We start from the raw sequence: 17,249 nt of genomic DNA, 5'->3' as shown, positions 1-17,249 counted from the left end.
TATTATCTCTTAGCTCTTATCATGTTGTATTATATATTGTTCGATTTTGTTTTGTATAATGCTTCTATTAGCAAGATACTGTTTCTGCTTCTAATAATTCTTTAGCACCTTTGTACTCTACACCGTGAGCTTCTGCAACTGCTTCAAATGTTACATAGCCATCTAATGTGTTAATACCTTTTAGTAATGCAGAGTTGCCTAGGCAAGCTTCTTTGTAGCCTTTGTTAGCAATTTGTACTGCATATGGTACTGTTACGTTTGTTAATGCAAGAGTTGATGTACGTGGAACCGCACCTGGCATGTTTGCAACTGCATAATGAACAACGCCGTGTTTTTCGTAAGTTGGGTTATCATGAGTTGTAATACGGTCAGTTGTTTCGAAAATACCACCTTGGTCAATCGCGATATCTACAACAACAGAACCTGGTTCCATTGATTTAATCATTTCTTCTGTTACAAGTTTTGGCGCTTTTGCACCTGGGATTAATACTGCACCGATTACAAGATCAGACTCTTTTACAGCTTCTGCAATATTGTAAGGATTAGACATTAAAGTTTTTACTTGGTTTCCGAAAATGTCATCTAATTGACGAAGACGTTCTGCACTTAAGTCGATGATTGTTACATCCGCACCTAGTCCAACTGCAATTTTAGCAGCATTTGTACCAGCTTGTCCACCACCGATGATTGTTACTTTACCACGTTTAACTCCTGGAACACCTGCAAGTAAGATACCTTTACCGCCTTTGTTTTTCTCAAGGAATTGCGCACCAATTTGTGCAGCCATACGACCAGCTACTTCACTCATAGGTGCAAGTAATGGTAGAGAACGGTTTTCTAATTGTACTGTTTCATATGCAATCGCAACAACTTTCTTCTCAATTAACGCTTTTGTTAATTCTGGCTCTGGAGCTAAGTGTAAGTATGTGAATAAGATTAAGCCTTCACTGAAGTGTTTGTATTCGCTTTCAATTGGTTCTTTAACTTTCATAACCATTTCCATGTTCCAAGCTTCTTCAGCTGTATCAACAATTTTTGCTCCCGCTTCAACATATTGAGCGTCTGTGAAACCAGATCCTAAACCTGCACCCTTTTGAATGAATACTTCGTGATTGTTACGAATTAAATGTACAACACCTGCTGGTGTCATTGCCACACGGTTTTCGTTGTTTTTAATTTCTGCTGGTACCCCAATACGCATAATGAAATGCCCCCTTATAATTAACAGAAAAAAGAGATTCTTTTTTCTTTTTGTAATAATTAATAACTTATGTCCTTATTCTAGCATAACTTAAAAGTTATGAAAACGCTAACATATCATTTTTCTAAAGTTTATATATTTAGAATAGTGTAAATATATAAAACATTGATTCTATTAGGGGTTTCGTGACATTCCATTATCTTTCACTCAATTTTTATTATACTTCTTCAAAATAAACAGTAATCATTTATTATTTGACAATAATGTAACAATGTAAAAAACTAAGCGATAACGTATACATATACAGTTATTACTTTACTTAATACTTTAGAGATATATTCTTTTCACAAAAAAACAGCTGCTAGCATTTAGCTAGCAGCTGGGTAACTTATAAATAATTTTAAAAACAAATCATCTGTCGTTTCAGTAATTTTATCAAACAGATCACTTTCTTCCGCTTCTTGCTCTTTTAACATCTTAATTGTTTCACGTGCATCTTCAGGGTAATCAGTTATGATACCATCTACGTTTAACTTATAATATGCCTTTAAATTTTCCATATCATTTACTGTCCATACGTAAATTGGTTTGTTTAACTTCCTTGCTTCTTTTACTAATTTCTTATTTAACATATATTCTTCTGCTACGTAAAAGTCAGCCTTCACATTCTTTAAGTTAGCTCTACTTGCATACAATATATACCCTACTTTTATATCTGGATTTGCACGCTTAAACTCTTTAATAAGCGGATAATGTAACGTTTGAATTACACATTGCTTCTCAAATTCATTATCTTTAATCGTTTTTAAGACTTTGTTTACAAAGTCTTTTTCGCCCCCATGAAGCTTCACTTCTATATTAAGTTTGATTTTGCCATTTGCTAGCTTAATGATTTCATCAAGTGTACTTATTTGTCCTGAAAGTCCATCTTGACTAAGGGTAAGCTGCCTTAACTCAGCCATCGTTAAATCTGACACATGCACATTTGCATTTGCGAGACGTTTCAGCTTCAAATCATGTATAACCGCTAGTTCACCGTCTTTCGTTTGTAATACATCTATTTCAGCGTAGTCTGCTTTTGCATCAATAGCACCTTGCACAGCTTCTTTCGTATTTTCTACGCCTTTTGATATATACCCGCGGTGCGCCATAATAATCGGTTCTTTATACGAATTTGAAATAAACGTTACAATGAAGGCAACGACCATTCCCGCAGTAATAATCCCTACAATGTATACGCCAATGAATTTCCAACGATGTTTTTGGAAGAAACATTTATCTGCTTTCGTTTTCGAATAATCTAATCCTTCTTCTAATAAAACATCTTCAACCGGTACCTTTTGTAAGTATAATCGCGTAATCGCCATAATATAAAATGGCGTCACGATAAAGCTGAATAAATACAATGTGCTCGTTAAAAATACAGAAATCGTTGATTCAGCTAATAATGCAAATGTTCCTTTCGGGTTTGTAAATTCATAAACACCCCATAGGCACAATAAATATATTCCCAAAAATACGACATATACAATTCCAATTGAAATAAAAAATCCTACTAAAAAGAGTAGTACTTTAAAAAAGCTTTCCTTTACTAAATTTGCACTTTTACGTGCTGCCACGCGAAATGATTTTTGCTCTAAAACAACAATAGGTAGAACGAAAATCCATCGAAGATTCAAATACGCGACTACAGCAAAGAACGTGTAATAACCAACTTGCCCCATCGTTGTCTTAAACAGTTCTCCTGTAATAAAGTTAGGAATTTGAATTTGCGGGATTAATGCCGTTTCATATCCCATATTTAAAAGAGGCAACAATACGACAGCATATAAAATAAATCCTGGTAAGCAATATGTGAAAAGAGTAGGTAAATACGTTACCGTTTTATATAAAATCGGACGTAATTTCACCTTCTGTCTTTTATGAGCGAAATACGAAATAATAATAAGCACCGCAAATTCCGTAAAGATAAGAAACAGTGCTAACAATGATAAAATTACGATTGCTAAGATGCCATAAGGCGTCTTTAAAAACGCTAATAATTCATCATTTGTCGCATTTGCATAACCACCAAAATACAATAACTTATTAAAAATAATTCCAAATAGCGGAACAAACACAATCGCTGCTAATAATTTATAAGCAAGTTGAAAAGTTAATACATTCCAAAAAGCAAATTTAACTGTTTGAAAGGAATGTCTCATTACTCCTGGTATAGATAGTTTTTTACGGTGTTGCATATATTCCTCCAAATTCTAAAACGGTATTTGAGATGGATTCCATATTTCCAGTTCTAATCCATCTTTTTAATAATAATATATTCCGCTTAACATGAACACTCTTATACATATAATGAAAAAAGTGATGGCTACTTCCCATCACTTTTTCATTTATTCTATTTTTTCTCTAGCCCTTGTCCAAATGCTTTCAAGAAGCTAAAACCGAATGTAATTGCTCTATTGATGTCTGGGTCTTTTAATACTTTAAAGAAATCCATCACTTTTGTTTTTTTACCACTATTTAATTCGTCTGTCGCAAATTGCAATCCTGTAACTAAACTTGACGTAATTTGCTTCGTTATTTCTGGGTCAACTGAAGATAACGCTTCTCCGGCCCCCATCATATTGTTGAGTGCATTTTTAACTGGTTCACGATTTAATTGCTCCACAGCGATTTTTGAAACATCTTCCTTCGCAGCAAGTAAACTAATCGCCGCATCTAATATACCAGCCTTCTGCAACTGTGCTAAAAGCTGCATCGTTTCTTCTACTGCTTCACGATTATTAGATAGCTCATTTAGAAGCTCATCTGCTACTTGCTGTTTCTGTTCTTCCTCTGTTACAACTTTCTTTTTAATTAAAGTAATTTCTTTCGCCACTATCTCCGCCCCCTAGTCCACAAGTGATACGTATTGTTTTCTTTGCCATTTTTGCTGGATTTCAACACCGTTTTGCGGATTACGCTTTTTATCTCTCGGGTTTGAAGATGGTAACGGGCGATTCCCTTTCTCACGTAGTACACGCATCTTTACCATCGTTTGTTTGTATGCTGGTGTACACGTATAAATATCTGTCGCCGTTCCAGTTAAAGTATTGATCGCCTCTTCATTTACCGTTGCATGCATCGGTAAATATAGCTCTTTCCCCGTTACACGATCTGTAACAAGTGCCTGTACTTTAATTTTCCCAAATGGTGATGCTAATTCTACAAGACCACCATCTTTCACATTGCGCTCTATGGCAAGTTCAGGTGAGATTTCAACGAACACTTCAGATACTTTAGATAAAATGCCAGCCGATTTATTCGTCATATTCCCTTCATGGAAATGTTCTAACATACGACCATTATTTAAAAGTAAATCATACTCATCTGGCGCTACAACTGGCGGCACCCATTCATCTAATGATAATCGAGCTAGTTTATCTGGGAAGTTAAATCCGTCTACATATAATAGTGGTGTATCACTACCATCATGGCTACCCCAACATAAACTATTCCATCCTTCTAAGCGATCGTATGTGGCCTGAGAGTATAAAGGTGCAAGCGATGCAATTTCATCCATAATTTCACTTGGACTTTCATAATTCCAGTCCCCGCCAAGTGCACGAGCTACTTTTTGTAAAATCCACCAGTCTGGTTTTGAATCACCAAGCGGCTTCAATACTTCATATAATCTTTGAATACGGCGCTCTGTATTCGTAAATGTTCCCTCTTTTTCTAAGCTTGGTGCTGCTGGTAAAATAACATCAGCAAAACGAGCTGTTTTCGATAAGAACATATCTTGAACAACGAGGAAATCTAAATTCGCTAAAATATGTTGTACATGGTTAGCATTCGAATCTACTAAAGCCATTTCTTCACCCATAACATACATACCACGCAGTTTTCCTTCATCTGCCGCAAGTAACATTGCAATATTATTTAAGCCTGGTGCTTTCGGAATTGTAGTACCGTATGCTTTTTCAAATTTCGCACGGAGCGCATCATCTGAAACTGCTTGGTAACCTGGAAGCCAGTTTGGTAATGTTGCCATATCACAAGCGCCTTGTACGTTATTATGTCCGCGTAATGGATATGCTCCTGCACCAGGACGACGATAATTACCCGTAACAAGCAATAGATTTGAAATTGCTGCTGAAGTTGTACTTCCTCCAGTATTTTGAGTTACACCCATTCCCCAAAGTACACAAGTACCATCTGCTTCATATACCATACGAGCCATTTCTTTCAGATTTTCTTTCGAAATCCCCGTAATTTCTTCTGTATAATCAAGCGTATACTTTTCTACCATTTTGCTATATTCATCAAAATTCTTCACATTTTCAGCTATGAACTTTTTATCGTGCCAATCTTGATCAATAATATATTTCGTAATACCAGCGAGCCATACATAATCAGTTCCTTGGCGCGGATGAATGAATAAATCCGCACGCTCTGCCATTTCATGTTTACGAAGGTCCGCCACAATTAATTTTTGGTCATGTAATTTATGAGCACGTTTTACACGCGTTGCAAGTACAGGATGTCCTTCTGTTGGATTTGCTCCAACGATAATGACAAGGCCTGCTTCCGCAATATCCTTCACTGTTCCAGCGTCCCCTCCCATACCGACAGTTTTAAATAAACCATCTGTTGCTGGAGATTGACAATAACGGGAACAGTTGTCTACATTATTCGTTCCATATATTTGACGGGCTAGTTTTTGCATAAGATAATTTTCTTCATTCGTTACTTTCGAAGAAGAAATAAATCCAAATGCATCACTTCCATATTCTGATTTAATATGCTGCATATTGGATGCAACAACTTCAAGAGCCTCTTCCCATGAAGCTTCAACAAACATATCTCCTTGGCGAATTAATGGCTTTGTAATACGATCTTCACTGTTTACAAAATCCCATCCAAATTTTCCTTTTACACATGTGGAAATACCGTTAACCGGCGCATCTGAAACAGGCTGTACTTTCAAAATGTGGCGGTCTTTCGTCCATACTTCAAATGAACAACCTACACCACAAAATGTACAAACTGTTTTTGTTTTATTCACTTTCGTCTTACGCATCGCAGCCTCTACTTCTGAAACTGCTAAAATACTACTATATCCAGGCTCTACATCCTTTACAAAATCAATCATCGGATCTAACACATCTGGTTTCAATCCAGTCATGAATCCGGCTTCACCCAGCATTGTTTTTTCCATTAACGCATTACATGGACATACTGTTACACACTGTCCACAACTTACACAAGATGAGTCATTTATACTTACACCATTGTCCCATATAACACGTGGACGGTCTAAGCTCCAATCAATCGATATAGTTTCATTCACTTGTAAGTTTTGACATACTTCTACACACTGCCCACAAGCAATACATTGATTTGGATCATATCGATAAAATGGATGTGACATATCCACTTCACACGCACTTACTTTTGGCTCATACGGATATTTCTGTTCCTCAATTCCCATCATATGTACTGTATTATGGACTTTACAGTTACCATTATTGTTATCACAAACGGTACAATACAGTAGATGATTCTCTAATATTCGATCCATTGCCTCAGTCTGTGCCTCTTTTGCACGCTGGGACTGTCTTTCGATATGCATACCGTTCTCTAATTTCGTTGAACAAGCACGCAATAACTTTCCATTTACTTCTACAATACACGTATCACAAGTTTGAATTGGATCTACTTCTGGTACATGACAAATTTGAGGATGTTCCAAATTACTCTCGTTAAATAATTGTAGTATCGTCTTTTCACCTGATGCAGAAAATTCTTTACCATCGACGGTTACACGGACTGTCTGTTCTGCCATAGTTTCCCCTCTCCTTACAACCAACTGTACAACACAATTATGAATCCGTTTTCAAAACCGCATTACTGTACATATTTTTGAAACGCTCTACCCAAATACTTTCTTATGAAGTCGATTCTAGATGTTATAAGGTATAACTACGAAAGCTTGAAAATATCACTATTCTACAGTTCTATTATATCGTACATATACAATAATAACCAAAATAATCTGTGATCTTCTTGTTAATAGGTGTTTTTATTTTTCCCATTGTTTTATGATAAATGTGGGAGAGAAATACATATAAAAGGGGAATTAAATATGGGGCCTACGCAAGAGACTTATACAATTGTACGTTATCAATCTGGTACATTTTCAAAACAACTTGACGAGATTGTTACAGAATCTCCTATTACTATTAAATTGAATGGTGAAGAATATGTAACAGTCGTATGCACACCAAATTATATTGAAGATATGGTAATTGGTTTTTTAATTTCTGAGGGGATTATTTCTTCCTATAACGATGTTGAAGAACTATGGGTTCAAAAAGATAACGGAATTGTCCATGTAAAATCATCAAAAGTGAATCCGCTCTATCAAACTTTATATAATAAACGATACATCACTTCTTGCTGCGGAAAAGGTAGACAAGGTTTTATTTTCGTAAACGACGCAGCAAAAGCAAAAGACTTACATGATATACATGTAAAAATTACTCCTGAAGAATGCTTTCACTTAATGAATACCTTGCAACAATCTTCTACTACATTTCGCCAAACTGGCGGTGTTCACAATACCGCGCTATGTGATCGAAACAATATCCTCCTATCAAGAATGGATATTGGAAGACATAATGCATTAGATAAAATATATGGTCATTGTTTGCGTAACGATATATCCATTAAAGGAAAAATCATCGCATTTAGCGGACGTATTTCATCCGAAATTTTACTCAAAGTTTCAAAAATCGGATGTGAAATTGTTCTATCCAAATCCGCTCCAACAAAACTGGCATTGCAACTTGCCCATGATTTAGGCATTACAGTCGTAGGATTTATTAGAAATGAATCTTGTAATATTTACACACATCCAAAACGAATTGATGGCTATCAATCCAATGTTTAAAAAATAACTCCTCAATCGAGGAGTTATTTTAGTTATAAAAATGTAACATATTAAACACTTGAATAGTTAATAAAGTTAATATATAATTTCATTACATAATTAAAACAAAACATTGTAGCATATATCTTTTCATTCTTTTACAAATTAAAAGAGAATACTAACAAAACATATACTCAATCTTATGAAAGTAATGGATTTATTTGAAATCCACCAGGGAGGTTACAACTATGGAAATTCGCTTATTAACGACAGAGGACGCAGAAATATATTTAAAAGTTTGTATGGAAGGTTTAACGAAGAACCCGGAAGCTTTTAGCTCTTCTTATGAAGATGTTTTGAAACATGATGATCCTGTAGCTGCTATGGCAAAACGATTAAGCAATCCGGATAAGTATACTCTAGGGGTCTTCAAAGATAACGATTTAATCGGCATTGCTACTTTAGAAACAAAGCCATTTATTAAACAAGAACATAAAGCAAAAATCGGTTCCGTTTTTGTTTCACCAAAAGCGCGTGGCCTTGGAGCAGGACGAGCTCTTATTAAAGCAATTATTGAAAATGCCGATAAATTACATGTAGAACAACTTATGCTCGATGTTGTAGTTGGTAACGATGCAGCAAAAAAATTATATGAGTCATTAGGTTTCCAAACTTACGGCGTACAAGAGCGTTCATTAAAACATAACGGTCAATATTGGGACGAGGAACATATGGTTCTGTTCTTAAATGATTAATACTTCAATATAAAGTGGAACTTTACTCAGTGAGGGAGTTTTCCAAAAGCATCTTTCTTAATAAGAAAGATGCTTTTTTCATTACAACAATGTAATCTTCATGTCACCTTTATCGATCGTACCAATCCTTACCATTCATTATACTAAAAATATAAAGTGACACTTTACTCAGTGGGGAACTACATCCCACGCTGATCGCATGTACTTGATATGTAGAGGAGAATGTGACATGAAACAAAACAAACGAGCTATGCTTTTAATATTTACTACAGCAATTGTAACTTCTGGATTAGCAATTTTACCTTGGTTTATTATATGAACACTCCCCCTAACAATGAAAAAAGCTGATTGCTTCTTAAGAAGCAATCAGCTTTTTTTATATTATAAAATCCCCAAAATTTTATTTACGCAACTTATAATAATAACCATAGATACGGCAACGCACATGACAACCGTATTACGATCTTGCTTTTCTTTTTTTGAAATTTCTTCTTTTGAATTCATGTGTATGATCTCCTTTTAAAAAAAGTGTGAGATAGGAAATTTTTCTTATCCGATGCGAGGTGAATACGAAAACCCTCTCTATCTCACATACACAATAGAATGGAATTGTCATTTTATAAATAAAATGACATGACGTTATGTCGCAACATAGGGTATTTTGTGTCGCTACGTTTTCTATTATAAAAAATAGTTGTGCAAAACTAGTGCATTTTTTATGTCAATTACTCTGAGCGAAAAAATCAGCCCTCCATTCAATCACATAAAAAGAGTTTTTTATTATTTTCATGTAAACTATACAAGTAGAATGAACAGTTTGGGGTGCACAAGATTATGGTAAAAATTTTATTAGTAGACGATGAAGAACGTATGTTGCGATTATTAGATCTGTTCTTAAGCCCTCGCGGCTATTTTTGTATGAAAGCTACCTCTGGCCTTGAAGCACTAAAATTAATCGAACAAAAAGAATTCGATATTATTTTATTAGATGTTATGATGCCAAATATGGATGGATGGGATACTTGCTATCAAATTCGTCAAATTTCCAACGTTCCTATCATTATGTTAACAGCTCGCAACCAAAACTACGATATGGTGAAAGGCCTCACGATGGGCGCAGATGATTATATTACAAAACCGTTTGATGAGCATGTATTAGTCGCACGAATCGAGGCTATATTACGCCGTACAAAAAAAGATGGCTTTGTTAGTTTCAATGGTATTGAGTGGGATAAAACGAAACATACTGTCACAGTGTACGATGAAAAAATCTCGCTAACTCCTATCGAATTTTCGTTACTCGGACTATTTTTGCAAAATACAAACCGTGCTTATAGCCGAGATGATTTAATCGAAAAAATTTGGGGCTATGAAACAGATATCGAATATAGAACAATTGACTCACACATTCGTAATATCCGTGATAAACTACGCAAAAAAGGATTTCCGATTGAAGATTACCTAGAAACGGTCTATAAAGTCGGATATAAATGGAAAAGTGAATAATTACTTCGGTCAGTGGGAAATCGTATACCACTGACTCTTTATTATGAATAAGGTATGGTGAAAAAATGAGTAAACTTTCCCTTAAAATTGGGACATACTTTTTAATATTAGCTTTATGTATTGAAACAATTGCTTTCGTATCTTTTTATAAAAGCCTTTCAAAAATGCGTATTGTAGAGGAAACAGATGCTCTTTTAGAGAAAGGTAATCGCTATAGTAAAAAAATTAAAAGCCGCGAGAGACGGGATGAATATTATAAAGAAATGAAACACGCTGAACATAATAAAAATCCTAAACGTCCTGTGTACCCTGAGTTCGATATTACGAATGAGGCTGCACACTTAGTTGAATCGGAATCAATTTCTAACTCCGATATAGCTATCATTATTACTGACCATAACGGCAAAATTATTTCCACCTCAGAACCCGTAACAAAAGATATGCAAAAACAACTTACTTGTAAAACAGAAACTGTCCCAGACGGCGGGTTGGTCGTTGAAAGGAACTGGAAAAAATCAAAGTTCATCACAACAGTAAGTCCACTTAACACAACAAAGTTTCAAGGAAAGCTATATATGTTATTAAAAACATCTTTCCTAGAAAATATGTTACTTAAACTCATGAACCAATTTCTTATCATTAGCGTTTTAACAATTATTTTAACAACAATTTCTGTCTTTGTTTTTTCACGCGTTATTACAGAACCACTTGTAAAAATGAAGAGAGCGACAGAAAAAATGTCAAAATTAAACAAGCCAATTCAATTAGGTATTAAACGAAATGATGAACTCGGAAGTTTAGCAAAAACAATTGAAGATTTATCGAGTGAACTTACGTATATGAAAAAAGAGCGCAATGAATTTCTCGCTAGTGTCGCTCATGAACTATTAACTCCATTGACCTATATGAAAGGTTATGCGAAGGTAGCAAAGAGAGACTCTTTAACAAAAGAGGAGCGAGAAGAATACTTACAAATCATTGAGGATGAAACGGATAGTGTAACCGATCTCGTCCAAGATTTATTTATGCTTGTACAATTAGAACAACACCAATTTGTTATAAAAAAACAAAAAGTGCTTCTTCAGCCATTTTTAGAACGAATGGTAGAAAAAACAAAAACAACATTAACAAATAAGCAAATGCAGCTTCATGTATATTGCAAAGATGATTTAGAAGTTTGTATAGACGAAAGACGTATGGAACAAGTTATGTTAAATTTATTACACAACGCTTATCAACATTCGCCAGAAAACACAGCCATTACGATACGTGTACTTACAAAAACAGATTCTTTTACAATAAGTGTACAAGATGAAGGTGAAGGTATTCCTGAAGAAGATATCCCGCATATATTTGACCGTTTTTATCGTGTCGATAAATCTAGAACACGAGCTACAGGCGGAAAAGGTATCGGGCTAGCTGTTGCAAAGGAAATTGTAGAATTGCATAACGGTTCTATTCTAGTAACAAGCCAATTAGGAGCGGGAACAAACTTTATAATCGAGCTACCTTTTGAATAATATGCGTGTGAAAACACCAGTAGTAGTAAACACTACTGGTGTTATTTTGTTCATAAAAACAGCTCATATAAGCTAAGCTTTTGAAATTATTCTTATTTCAATATAAAATAAAGGTACATTTGCAAAGATTTGGAGGGTGATATAATTGGATATCCATGTATTAACAAAAGACGAAGCAGAAATTTACTTAGAACTTCGCGTAGAAGGATTAAAGCAAAACCCTGAAGCATTCAGCTCTTCTTATGAAGATATTATTAATAAAGAGTGTGCGATTGAATATAAAGCACAAAAATTAGCACAAGATGAAAACTATACGCTAGGTGCATTTAAAGATGGAAAATTAATCGGGGTTGCAACACTGGAAACGAAACCATATGTAAAACAAGAACATAAAGCTAAAATCGGTTCTGTATATGTATCTCCAAAAGCACGCGGACTTGGAGCAGGAAAAGCACTTATTAAAGAATGTCTTGAGCTTGCTAAATCTTTAGAAGTAGAACAAGTTATGCTTGATGTTGTCGTTGGAAACGATGGAGCGAAAAAACTTTATGAATCATTAGGTTTTAAAACATTCGGTGTACAAGAACGTTCATTAAAATATAACGGACAATATTGGGACGAAGAGCATATGGTCTTATTCTTAGATGAAAATAAATAATAAAAAACATCCTCATGTTTGGAGGATGTTTTTTACTTTCTTGTAAACCATGCCTTATGTAATAATTGAATCGCTTTCGCAATCTCTTCCTCTGATAATATCGCAAACCCAAGTAAAACTACACTCTCAGGTGCCGTACCGTCTTTATAGTACGTAGACACAGGATATATTTTGATACTATGTTTCGCAGCTTCTTGAATTAATTCTTCTTCCCGCATTCCATTATGCACTTTTAATAAAATGTGTAATCCCGAATCTTCTCCTATCACTTCAACACGATTAGAGAAATACTTCTCTATTTCAAAAACAAGTCGATCTCTCTTCTTTCGGTAGACAACACGCATTTTATGAATATGTTTTTCCCAATATCCTTCATTTAAAAATCTTCTAATCACTTCTTGATCTATTCTTGAAACACTTTGTGTATAAAATAAATATTGCTGTTGATACTTTTTAATTAATTTCTTCGGCAACACCATATAGCTCATCCGTAGCGATGGCAATAATGCTTTAGATAGCGTCCCCATATAAATAACTTTCCCCTCTGTATCTAACCCTTGCAGCGCCGGTATAGGCTTTCCAGAATAGCGAAATTCACTATCATAATCATCTTCAATAATATACCTGCTCTCTTCTTTCTTTGCCCATTGTAAAAGCTGCACCCTTCTCGTAATAGGCATAATCATTCCATATGGAAACTGATGGGAAGGTGTAACAAATACAACATTCGCATTGCTATTTTCTAAATCTGCAATACAAATTCCATCTCTATCTAAAGATAACATTTGGACTCTTGCTTCTCCTTGTTCAAAAACAACCATCTTCCTATGATACCCTGGGTTTTCAACTGCATAATTGCTTCCCTTTAACAATTGAAACAATAGTTTCACTAATATTTGTGTTCCCGCTCCTAATACAATTTGACTAGCTGAACAACGCACACCTCTAGATTCATACAAATAATTCGCAATCTCTTCTCTTAAGCTTGCTTCTCCTTGAGGGTGTCCTAGAAAGAGAAGTTCGTTATTATGCGGCTGCCATACTTCATTTACAATTTTCCGATACATATTGAATGGAAAAGCATTTGTATCAATTCCTGTTTGTGTAAAATCAAATTTATAACTCTTCTCCTGAAACGGTACTTCTTCTATTCTATCTCCGCTATCCTCTACATGAACCATTTGCTCAATTTTGCATACAAAATAGCCTTTTCTCGATATCGACTCAATATAACCTTCTGCAAGTAATTGTTCGTACGCTGCCTCTACTGTATTTTTACTTACCTGTAAATGTATCGCTAACTTTCGCTTAGCCGGTAATTTCGTAAAAGGGACAATCGATCCATCTTTAATTTCTTTTTTTATATACTCATACAATTGCACATATAATGCCTTTTTACTATTCATATTTAAATTAGGCGTTAATTCTAACATAGTATCTGACCCCTTAATAAAACTAAAATCTGATACTTTTTATGGTACCAGAAGTTATATATAATTCCTTTTATCATGTCACACATAAAAAATCAAATACTGGAGAGGAGAAACATGATAATGAACAATGGTAGACGTATCGGACTCATTATGATTATTACAGGGGCTACATTATGGGGATTATCTGGTCCAATGATTCAGTGGCTATTTCAGCATACTAATGTATCCTCAATTGATTTTTTAACAATTCGATTGTTGCTTGCAGGAATATTTATTTTGTCTTTCTTACTTATAAAGAAACAAAACATATTTCAAATTTGGAAACACCCTAGATATTCTATACAACTTATTATTTTCTCTATTCTCGGCATGCTTGGTGCGCAATACGCCTTTATCGAAACGGTTCATATTAGTAATGCAGTCACAGCAACACTATTTCAATTTCTAGGTCCTGTTCTTATTACCATGTATGTTGCATTTGAACAAAGAAAATTCCCTGCTTCCATGCAACTATTCGCAATTATAGCCGCGCTAATAGGAACATACTTTATTATTACAAATGGCTCAATTGAAAATATTGTTTTATCCAAAGAAGCTATTATTTTTGGACTATTAACAGCAATCGGATTTGCATTTTATACCCTTCATCCGGCTTCTCTCATTAAAGAATGCGGGACAACTGTAGTAATTGGTTGGGGAATGTTAATCGGAGGAATTGCACTACTTATTTATAATCGTTCATTCGGGTGGAATCAATTTTCACAAACCCTCACACTAAAAACTTTTTCTATGCTTATTCTTATCATTATTAGTGGTACCCTTTCTTTCCTTCTATATATCGGTAGTCTTAAATATTTAGCAGCAACAGAAACAAGCATTTTATCTAGCATTGAACCCCTTGTAGCTGCCATCGTTTCAATCACTTGGCTAAATGAATCTTTTGGAACATATCAATTATTAGGCGGCGTATGTATCGTTCTGTCCGTTATTTTTTTGACGATGCCTCAAAAAGAAACCGAACCAACCTATACAACGGAACAAATATAAAATGAAACTTTAATTAGTGGGGACTATCTCCCACTAATTATTAACCTACACCAATCGGGCTTTTACGGGATAAAAATGTCAAAAGAGGTCGTACAAAACTTACGACCTCTTTTTATACTTTAAAGGAATTGTCCCGCCTTCTAGCAAATACAATTACACTAACAATAAAAACTAGGAGTGTGGCACCATGAAAAAAATTGGAACTATGCTACTTCTCTCCTTCCTCATCACTGGATGCACACAAGCACAACCTGATTCAAAAGCATCTAAAACTGAAGCTGTCGCAACGTCATCCACTCAAGTGAACGCACCTTCCTTCTTTCACCTTAGTGTTTTAAAAGATGTAAATTGGGAAGAAACACCTTCTTTCATAGAAGGAAAAATGCCTTTAAAAGGCATCGAAGGTAAAGTCGCAATGGCTGATAGTCCTATTATCGCAAATGAACAAAATGAAATAATGTGGTACTTTCTAGATTCTGAAATACCAACTGGAAAATTGTCTATTATTGCGCTAAAACAAGGATCTGTAACTCCAACACCAGTACTCTTTCAAAAAGAAACTTCCAAACAAACTTGGACTACTTCAAATACAATCGATTCTACTACAAGCGAACTCCCTCTCGCTATGTCACTACCTTCACCTGGATTATGGTTATTAAATATATATGTGAATGAAAAATATTATAATCAGTTTGTAATCACCGCTAAGTAAAGTGACAAAGATAAATCACTTCCTTACAACAATGTAATTTCTACGTCATGTACTTCGATAGTTGAATTATCTCTCTTCTCTTATACTTAAAGTAAGAAATGAAACGAGGAGAGATGAGAGATGAAAAAAATGATAGAAGTGATCGTAGCAGTAACTGAGGTTTTAGTGAATGGTAAACAAGTTGCAATGGAATTAAATAAATAGTGAAGAAACATAAATAATTCTACACTTCTTCATTATTTTGATTTCTTATCTCAAAAAAGCAGTGCCTTTTAGGCACTGCTTTTCGCTATTAATAACGTGGTATTTTCGTAATTTGCGCGACGCCCGAATCAATAGCTGCTTTCGCTACTGCTTCTGCAACACTTGGAACAACTCTTTTATCTAATGGATTCGGGATTACATAATTCGCATTACGTTCTTCATCAGTAATGATGTTAGCGATCCCATATGCTGCCGCTAATTTCATCTCTTCTGTAATATCAGTTGCGCGCACATCTAACGCACCGCGGAATATTCCGGGAAACGCCAATACATTATTTACTTGATTCGCATAATCCGAGCGCCCAGTTCCTACTACAGCTGCCCCAGCCTCTAATGCATCCTCAGGGAAGATTTCTGGAATTGGATTCGCCATTGCAAACACAATTGCTTTCTCATTCATCGTCTGTACAAGTTCTTTCGTTAATACGTTAGGAGCAGATACGCCAATAAAAATATCAGCTTGGTGAATCGCTTCTTTTAACGTTCCACGCACATGTTCACGATTTGTCTTTTTTGAAACTTCAATTTGTGCTTCGTTCATCCATGTTTCACCTTCACAAACAATACCTTCTAGGCTAACTAGCGTAATGTGCTTTGCACCAGCCTTTAATAATAATTTTCCAATTGCAATTCCTGCCGAACCCGCACCGTTAATAACGATTTTCACATTATCCATTTGTTTGCTAACAACTTTTAATGCATTAATAACAGCTGCTAAAACGACAATAGCTGTTCCATGTTGATCATCATGGAATACAGGAATATTCGTTTCTTCTTTTAATCGTTTTTCAATTTCAAAACAACGCGGTGCTGCAATATCTTCTAAATTAATCCCTGCAAATGTAGGCTCTAAATTTTTTACAAGGGTAACGATTTCATCTACATCCGTTGTGCCTAAACATAATGGGAAAGCATCTACATTCGCAAACTTCTTAAACAAAATACTTTTTCCTTCCATAACAGGCATAGCCGCTTTCGGTCCAATGTTTCCTAAACCGAGTACCGCTGTTCCATCTGAGACAACTGCCACCATATTGCCACGTGCTGTATAGTCATACACTGTTTCTTCATCTGCCGCAATTGCTTTACACGACTCCGCTACACCTGGTGTATACGTCAGGCTTAAATCATCCGCTGAATTTACCTCCACTTTACTTGTAATTTCAATTTTCCCTACTAATTCTTTATGCAATAACAATGATCTTTCATTAATTTGATTTGCTAACATACTTATAATCTC

14 protein-coding genes are annotated in these 17,249 nt (G+C 35.1%); 7 read left to right on the top strand and 7 right to left on the bottom strand.

The window, feature by feature from the left end:
• Positions 1-67 precede the first annotated feature (67 nt).
• The 4 genes from ald to fdhF form a co-directional block, all read right to left on the bottom strand.
• The gene (gene ald / locus CQ064_RS26335) at positions 68-1,201 is read right to left on the bottom strand and encodes an alanine dehydrogenase (RefSeq protein ID WP_001219741.1); all 1,134 of its coding nucleotides are present in this window, start codon (positions 1,199-1,201) and stop codon (positions 68-70) included.
• 368 nt (positions 1,202-1,569) lie between these two features.
• Complete coding sequence (locus CQ064_RS26330; protein WP_001164720.1) at positions 1,570-3,441, bottom strand: glycerophosphodiester phosphodiesterase; 1,872 nt, start codon at positions 3,439-3,441, stop codon at positions 1,570-1,572.
• A gap of 155 nt (positions 3,442-3,596) precedes the next feature.
• Positions 3,597-4,079: a helical membrane plugin domain-containing protein gene (locus tag CQ064_RS26325; protein ID WP_001040526.1), complete on the bottom strand. Its 483-nt coding sequence runs from the start codon at positions 4,077-4,079 to the stop codon at positions 3,597-3,599.
• Between the two features lie 12 nt (positions 4,080-4,091).
• Complete coding sequence (gene fdhF, locus CQ064_RS26320) at positions 4,092-7,028, bottom strand: formate dehydrogenase subunit alpha (protein ID WP_000840670.1); 2,937 nt, start codon at positions 7,026-7,028, stop codon at positions 4,092-4,094.
• Positions 7,029-7,328: 300 nt separating this feature from the next.
• On the opposite strand from fdhF, the gene fdhD reads away from it, so the two are divergent.
• Both fdhD and CQ064_RS26310 read left to right on the top strand, forming a co-directional pair.
• Positions 7,329-8,135: a formate dehydrogenase accessory sulfurtransferase FdhD gene (fdhD, locus tag CQ064_RS26315; protein WP_000529237.1), complete on the top strand. Its 807-nt coding sequence runs from the start codon at positions 7,329-7,331 to the stop codon at positions 8,133-8,135.
• A 227-nt stretch (positions 8,136-8,362) separates the two neighbouring features.
• Positions 8,363-8,869, top strand: a complete 507-nt coding sequence (locus CQ064_RS26310; protein WP_000405867.1) for a GNAT family N-acetyltransferase — start codon at positions 8,363-8,365, stop codon at positions 8,867-8,869.
• 381 nt (positions 8,870-9,250) lie between these two features.
• On the opposite strand, the gene CQ064_RS34175 is transcribed toward CQ064_RS26310, so the two are convergent.
• On the bottom strand, positions 9,251-9,373 hold the full coding sequence (locus CQ064_RS34175) for a hypothetical protein (RefSeq protein WP_001085006.1): 123 nt from the start codon (positions 9,371-9,373) through the stop codon (positions 9,251-9,253).
• Positions 9,374-9,703: 330 nt separating this feature from the next.
• Between CQ064_RS34175 and CQ064_RS26300 the strand changes: the two genes are divergently transcribed.
• The 3 genes from CQ064_RS26300 (at position 9,704) to CQ064_RS26290 (ending at position 12,553) form a co-directional block, all read left to right on the top strand.
• Positions 9,704-10,375 carry a response regulator transcription factor gene (locus tag CQ064_RS26300; protein ID WP_000238956.1) on the top strand — a complete coding sequence of 224 codons (672 nt, stop codon included), beginning with the start codon at positions 9,704-9,706 and terminating at the stop codon, positions 10,373-10,375.
• 65 nt (positions 10,376-10,440) lie between these two features.
• Positions 10,441-11,895, top strand: coding sequence for a HAMP domain-containing sensor histidine kinase (locus CQ064_RS26295; protein WP_000041023.1), 1,455 nt, complete (start codon positions 10,441-10,443; stop codon positions 11,893-11,895).
• Between the two features lie 145 nt (positions 11,896-12,040).
• Complete coding sequence (locus tag CQ064_RS26290; RefSeq protein ID WP_000351212.1) at positions 12,041-12,553, top strand: GNAT family N-acetyltransferase; 513 nt, start codon at positions 12,041-12,043, stop codon at positions 12,551-12,553.
• 32 nt (positions 12,554-12,585) lie between these two features.
• On the opposite strand, the gene pdxR is transcribed toward CQ064_RS26290, so the two are convergent.
• Positions 12,586-13,986 carry a MocR-like pyridoxine biosynthesis transcription factor PdxR gene (pdxR, locus tag CQ064_RS26285; protein WP_000891883.1) on the bottom strand — a complete coding sequence of 467 codons (1,401 nt, stop codon included), beginning with the start codon at positions 13,984-13,986 and terminating at the stop codon, positions 12,586-12,588.
• 120 nt (positions 13,987-14,106) lie between these two features.
• Between pdxR and CQ064_RS26280 the strand changes: the two genes are divergently transcribed.
• Positions 14,107-15,033 (top strand): DMT family transporter, encoded by a 927-nt coding sequence (locus CQ064_RS26280; RefSeq protein ID WP_001059054.1) that lies wholly within the window; start codon positions 14,107-14,109, stop codon positions 15,031-15,033.
• Between the two features lie 187 nt (positions 15,034-15,220).
• A complete protein-coding gene (locus CQ064_RS26275; protein ID WP_000719683.1) occupies positions 15,221-15,745 on the top strand; it encodes a DUF4871 domain-containing protein in 525 nt (174 codons plus the stop codon).
• A 292-nt stretch (positions 15,746-16,037) separates the two neighbouring features.
• Here CQ064_RS26275 and CQ064_RS26270 read toward each other — a convergent pair whose 3' ends face one another.
• Complete coding sequence (locus CQ064_RS26270; protein ID WP_000880780.1) at positions 16,038-17,237, bottom strand: NAD(P)-dependent malic enzyme; 1,200 nt, start codon at positions 17,235-17,237, stop codon at positions 16,038-16,040.
• Positions 17,238-17,249: the final 12 nt, after the last annotated feature.

This window comes from Bacillus sp. MYb78 (assembly GCF_002975115.1).
In the GTDB taxonomy this organism is placed as follows: Bacteria; Bacillota; Bacilli; order Bacillales; family Bacillaceae_G; genus Bacillus_A; species Bacillus_A cereus.
This window is presented reverse-complemented; position numbering and strand designations above follow the sequence as displayed.

What these genes read in the sequence shown, in the direction of transcription:
- fdhD (WP_000529237.1), top strand. Translation starts at nt 7,329, where the DNA reads ATGGGGCCTACGCAAGAGACTTATACAATTGTACGTTATCAATCTGGT.
- CQ064_RS26275 (WP_000719683.1), top strand. Translation starts at nt 15,221, where the DNA reads ATGAAAAAAATTGGAACTATGCTACTTCTCTCCTTCCTCATCACTGGA.
- fdhF (WP_000840670.1), bottom strand. Translation starts at nt 7,028, where the DNA reads ATGGCAGAACAGACAGTCCGTGTAACCGTCGATGGTAAAGAATTTTCT.
- ald (WP_001219741.1), bottom strand. Translation starts at nt 1,201, where the DNA reads ATGCGTATTGGGGTACCAGCAGAAATTAAAAACAACGAAAACCGTGTG.
- pdxR (WP_000891883.1), bottom strand. Translation starts at nt 13,986, where the DNA reads ATGTTAGAATTAACGCCTAATTTAAATATGAATAGTAAAAAGGCATTA.
- CQ064_RS26280 (WP_001059054.1), top strand. Translation starts at nt 14,107, where the DNA reads ATGAACAATGGTAGACGTATCGGACTCATTATGATTATTACAGGGGCT.
- CQ064_RS26310 (WP_000405867.1), top strand. Translation starts at nt 8,363, where the DNA reads ATGGAAATTCGCTTATTAACGACAGAGGACGCAGAAATATATTTAAAA.
- CQ064_RS26300 (WP_000238956.1), top strand. Translation starts at nt 9,704, where the DNA reads ATGGTAAAAATTTTATTAGTAGACGATGAAGAACGTATGTTGCGATTA.
- CQ064_RS34175 (WP_001085006.1), bottom strand. Translation starts at nt 9,373, where the DNA reads ATGAATTCAAAAGAAGAAATTTCAAAAAAAGAAAAGCAAGATCGTAAT.
- CQ064_RS26295 (WP_000041023.1), top strand. Translation starts at nt 10,441, where the DNA reads ATGAGTAAACTTTCCCTTAAAATTGGGACATACTTTTTAATATTAGCT.
- CQ064_RS26330 (WP_001164720.1), bottom strand. Translation starts at nt 3,441, where the DNA reads ATGCAACACCGTAAAAAACTATCTATACCAGGAGTAATGAGACATTCC.
- CQ064_RS26270 (WP_000880780.1), bottom strand. Translation starts at nt 17,237, where the DNA reads ATGTTAGCAAATCAAATTAATGAAAGATCATTGTTATTGCATAAAGAA.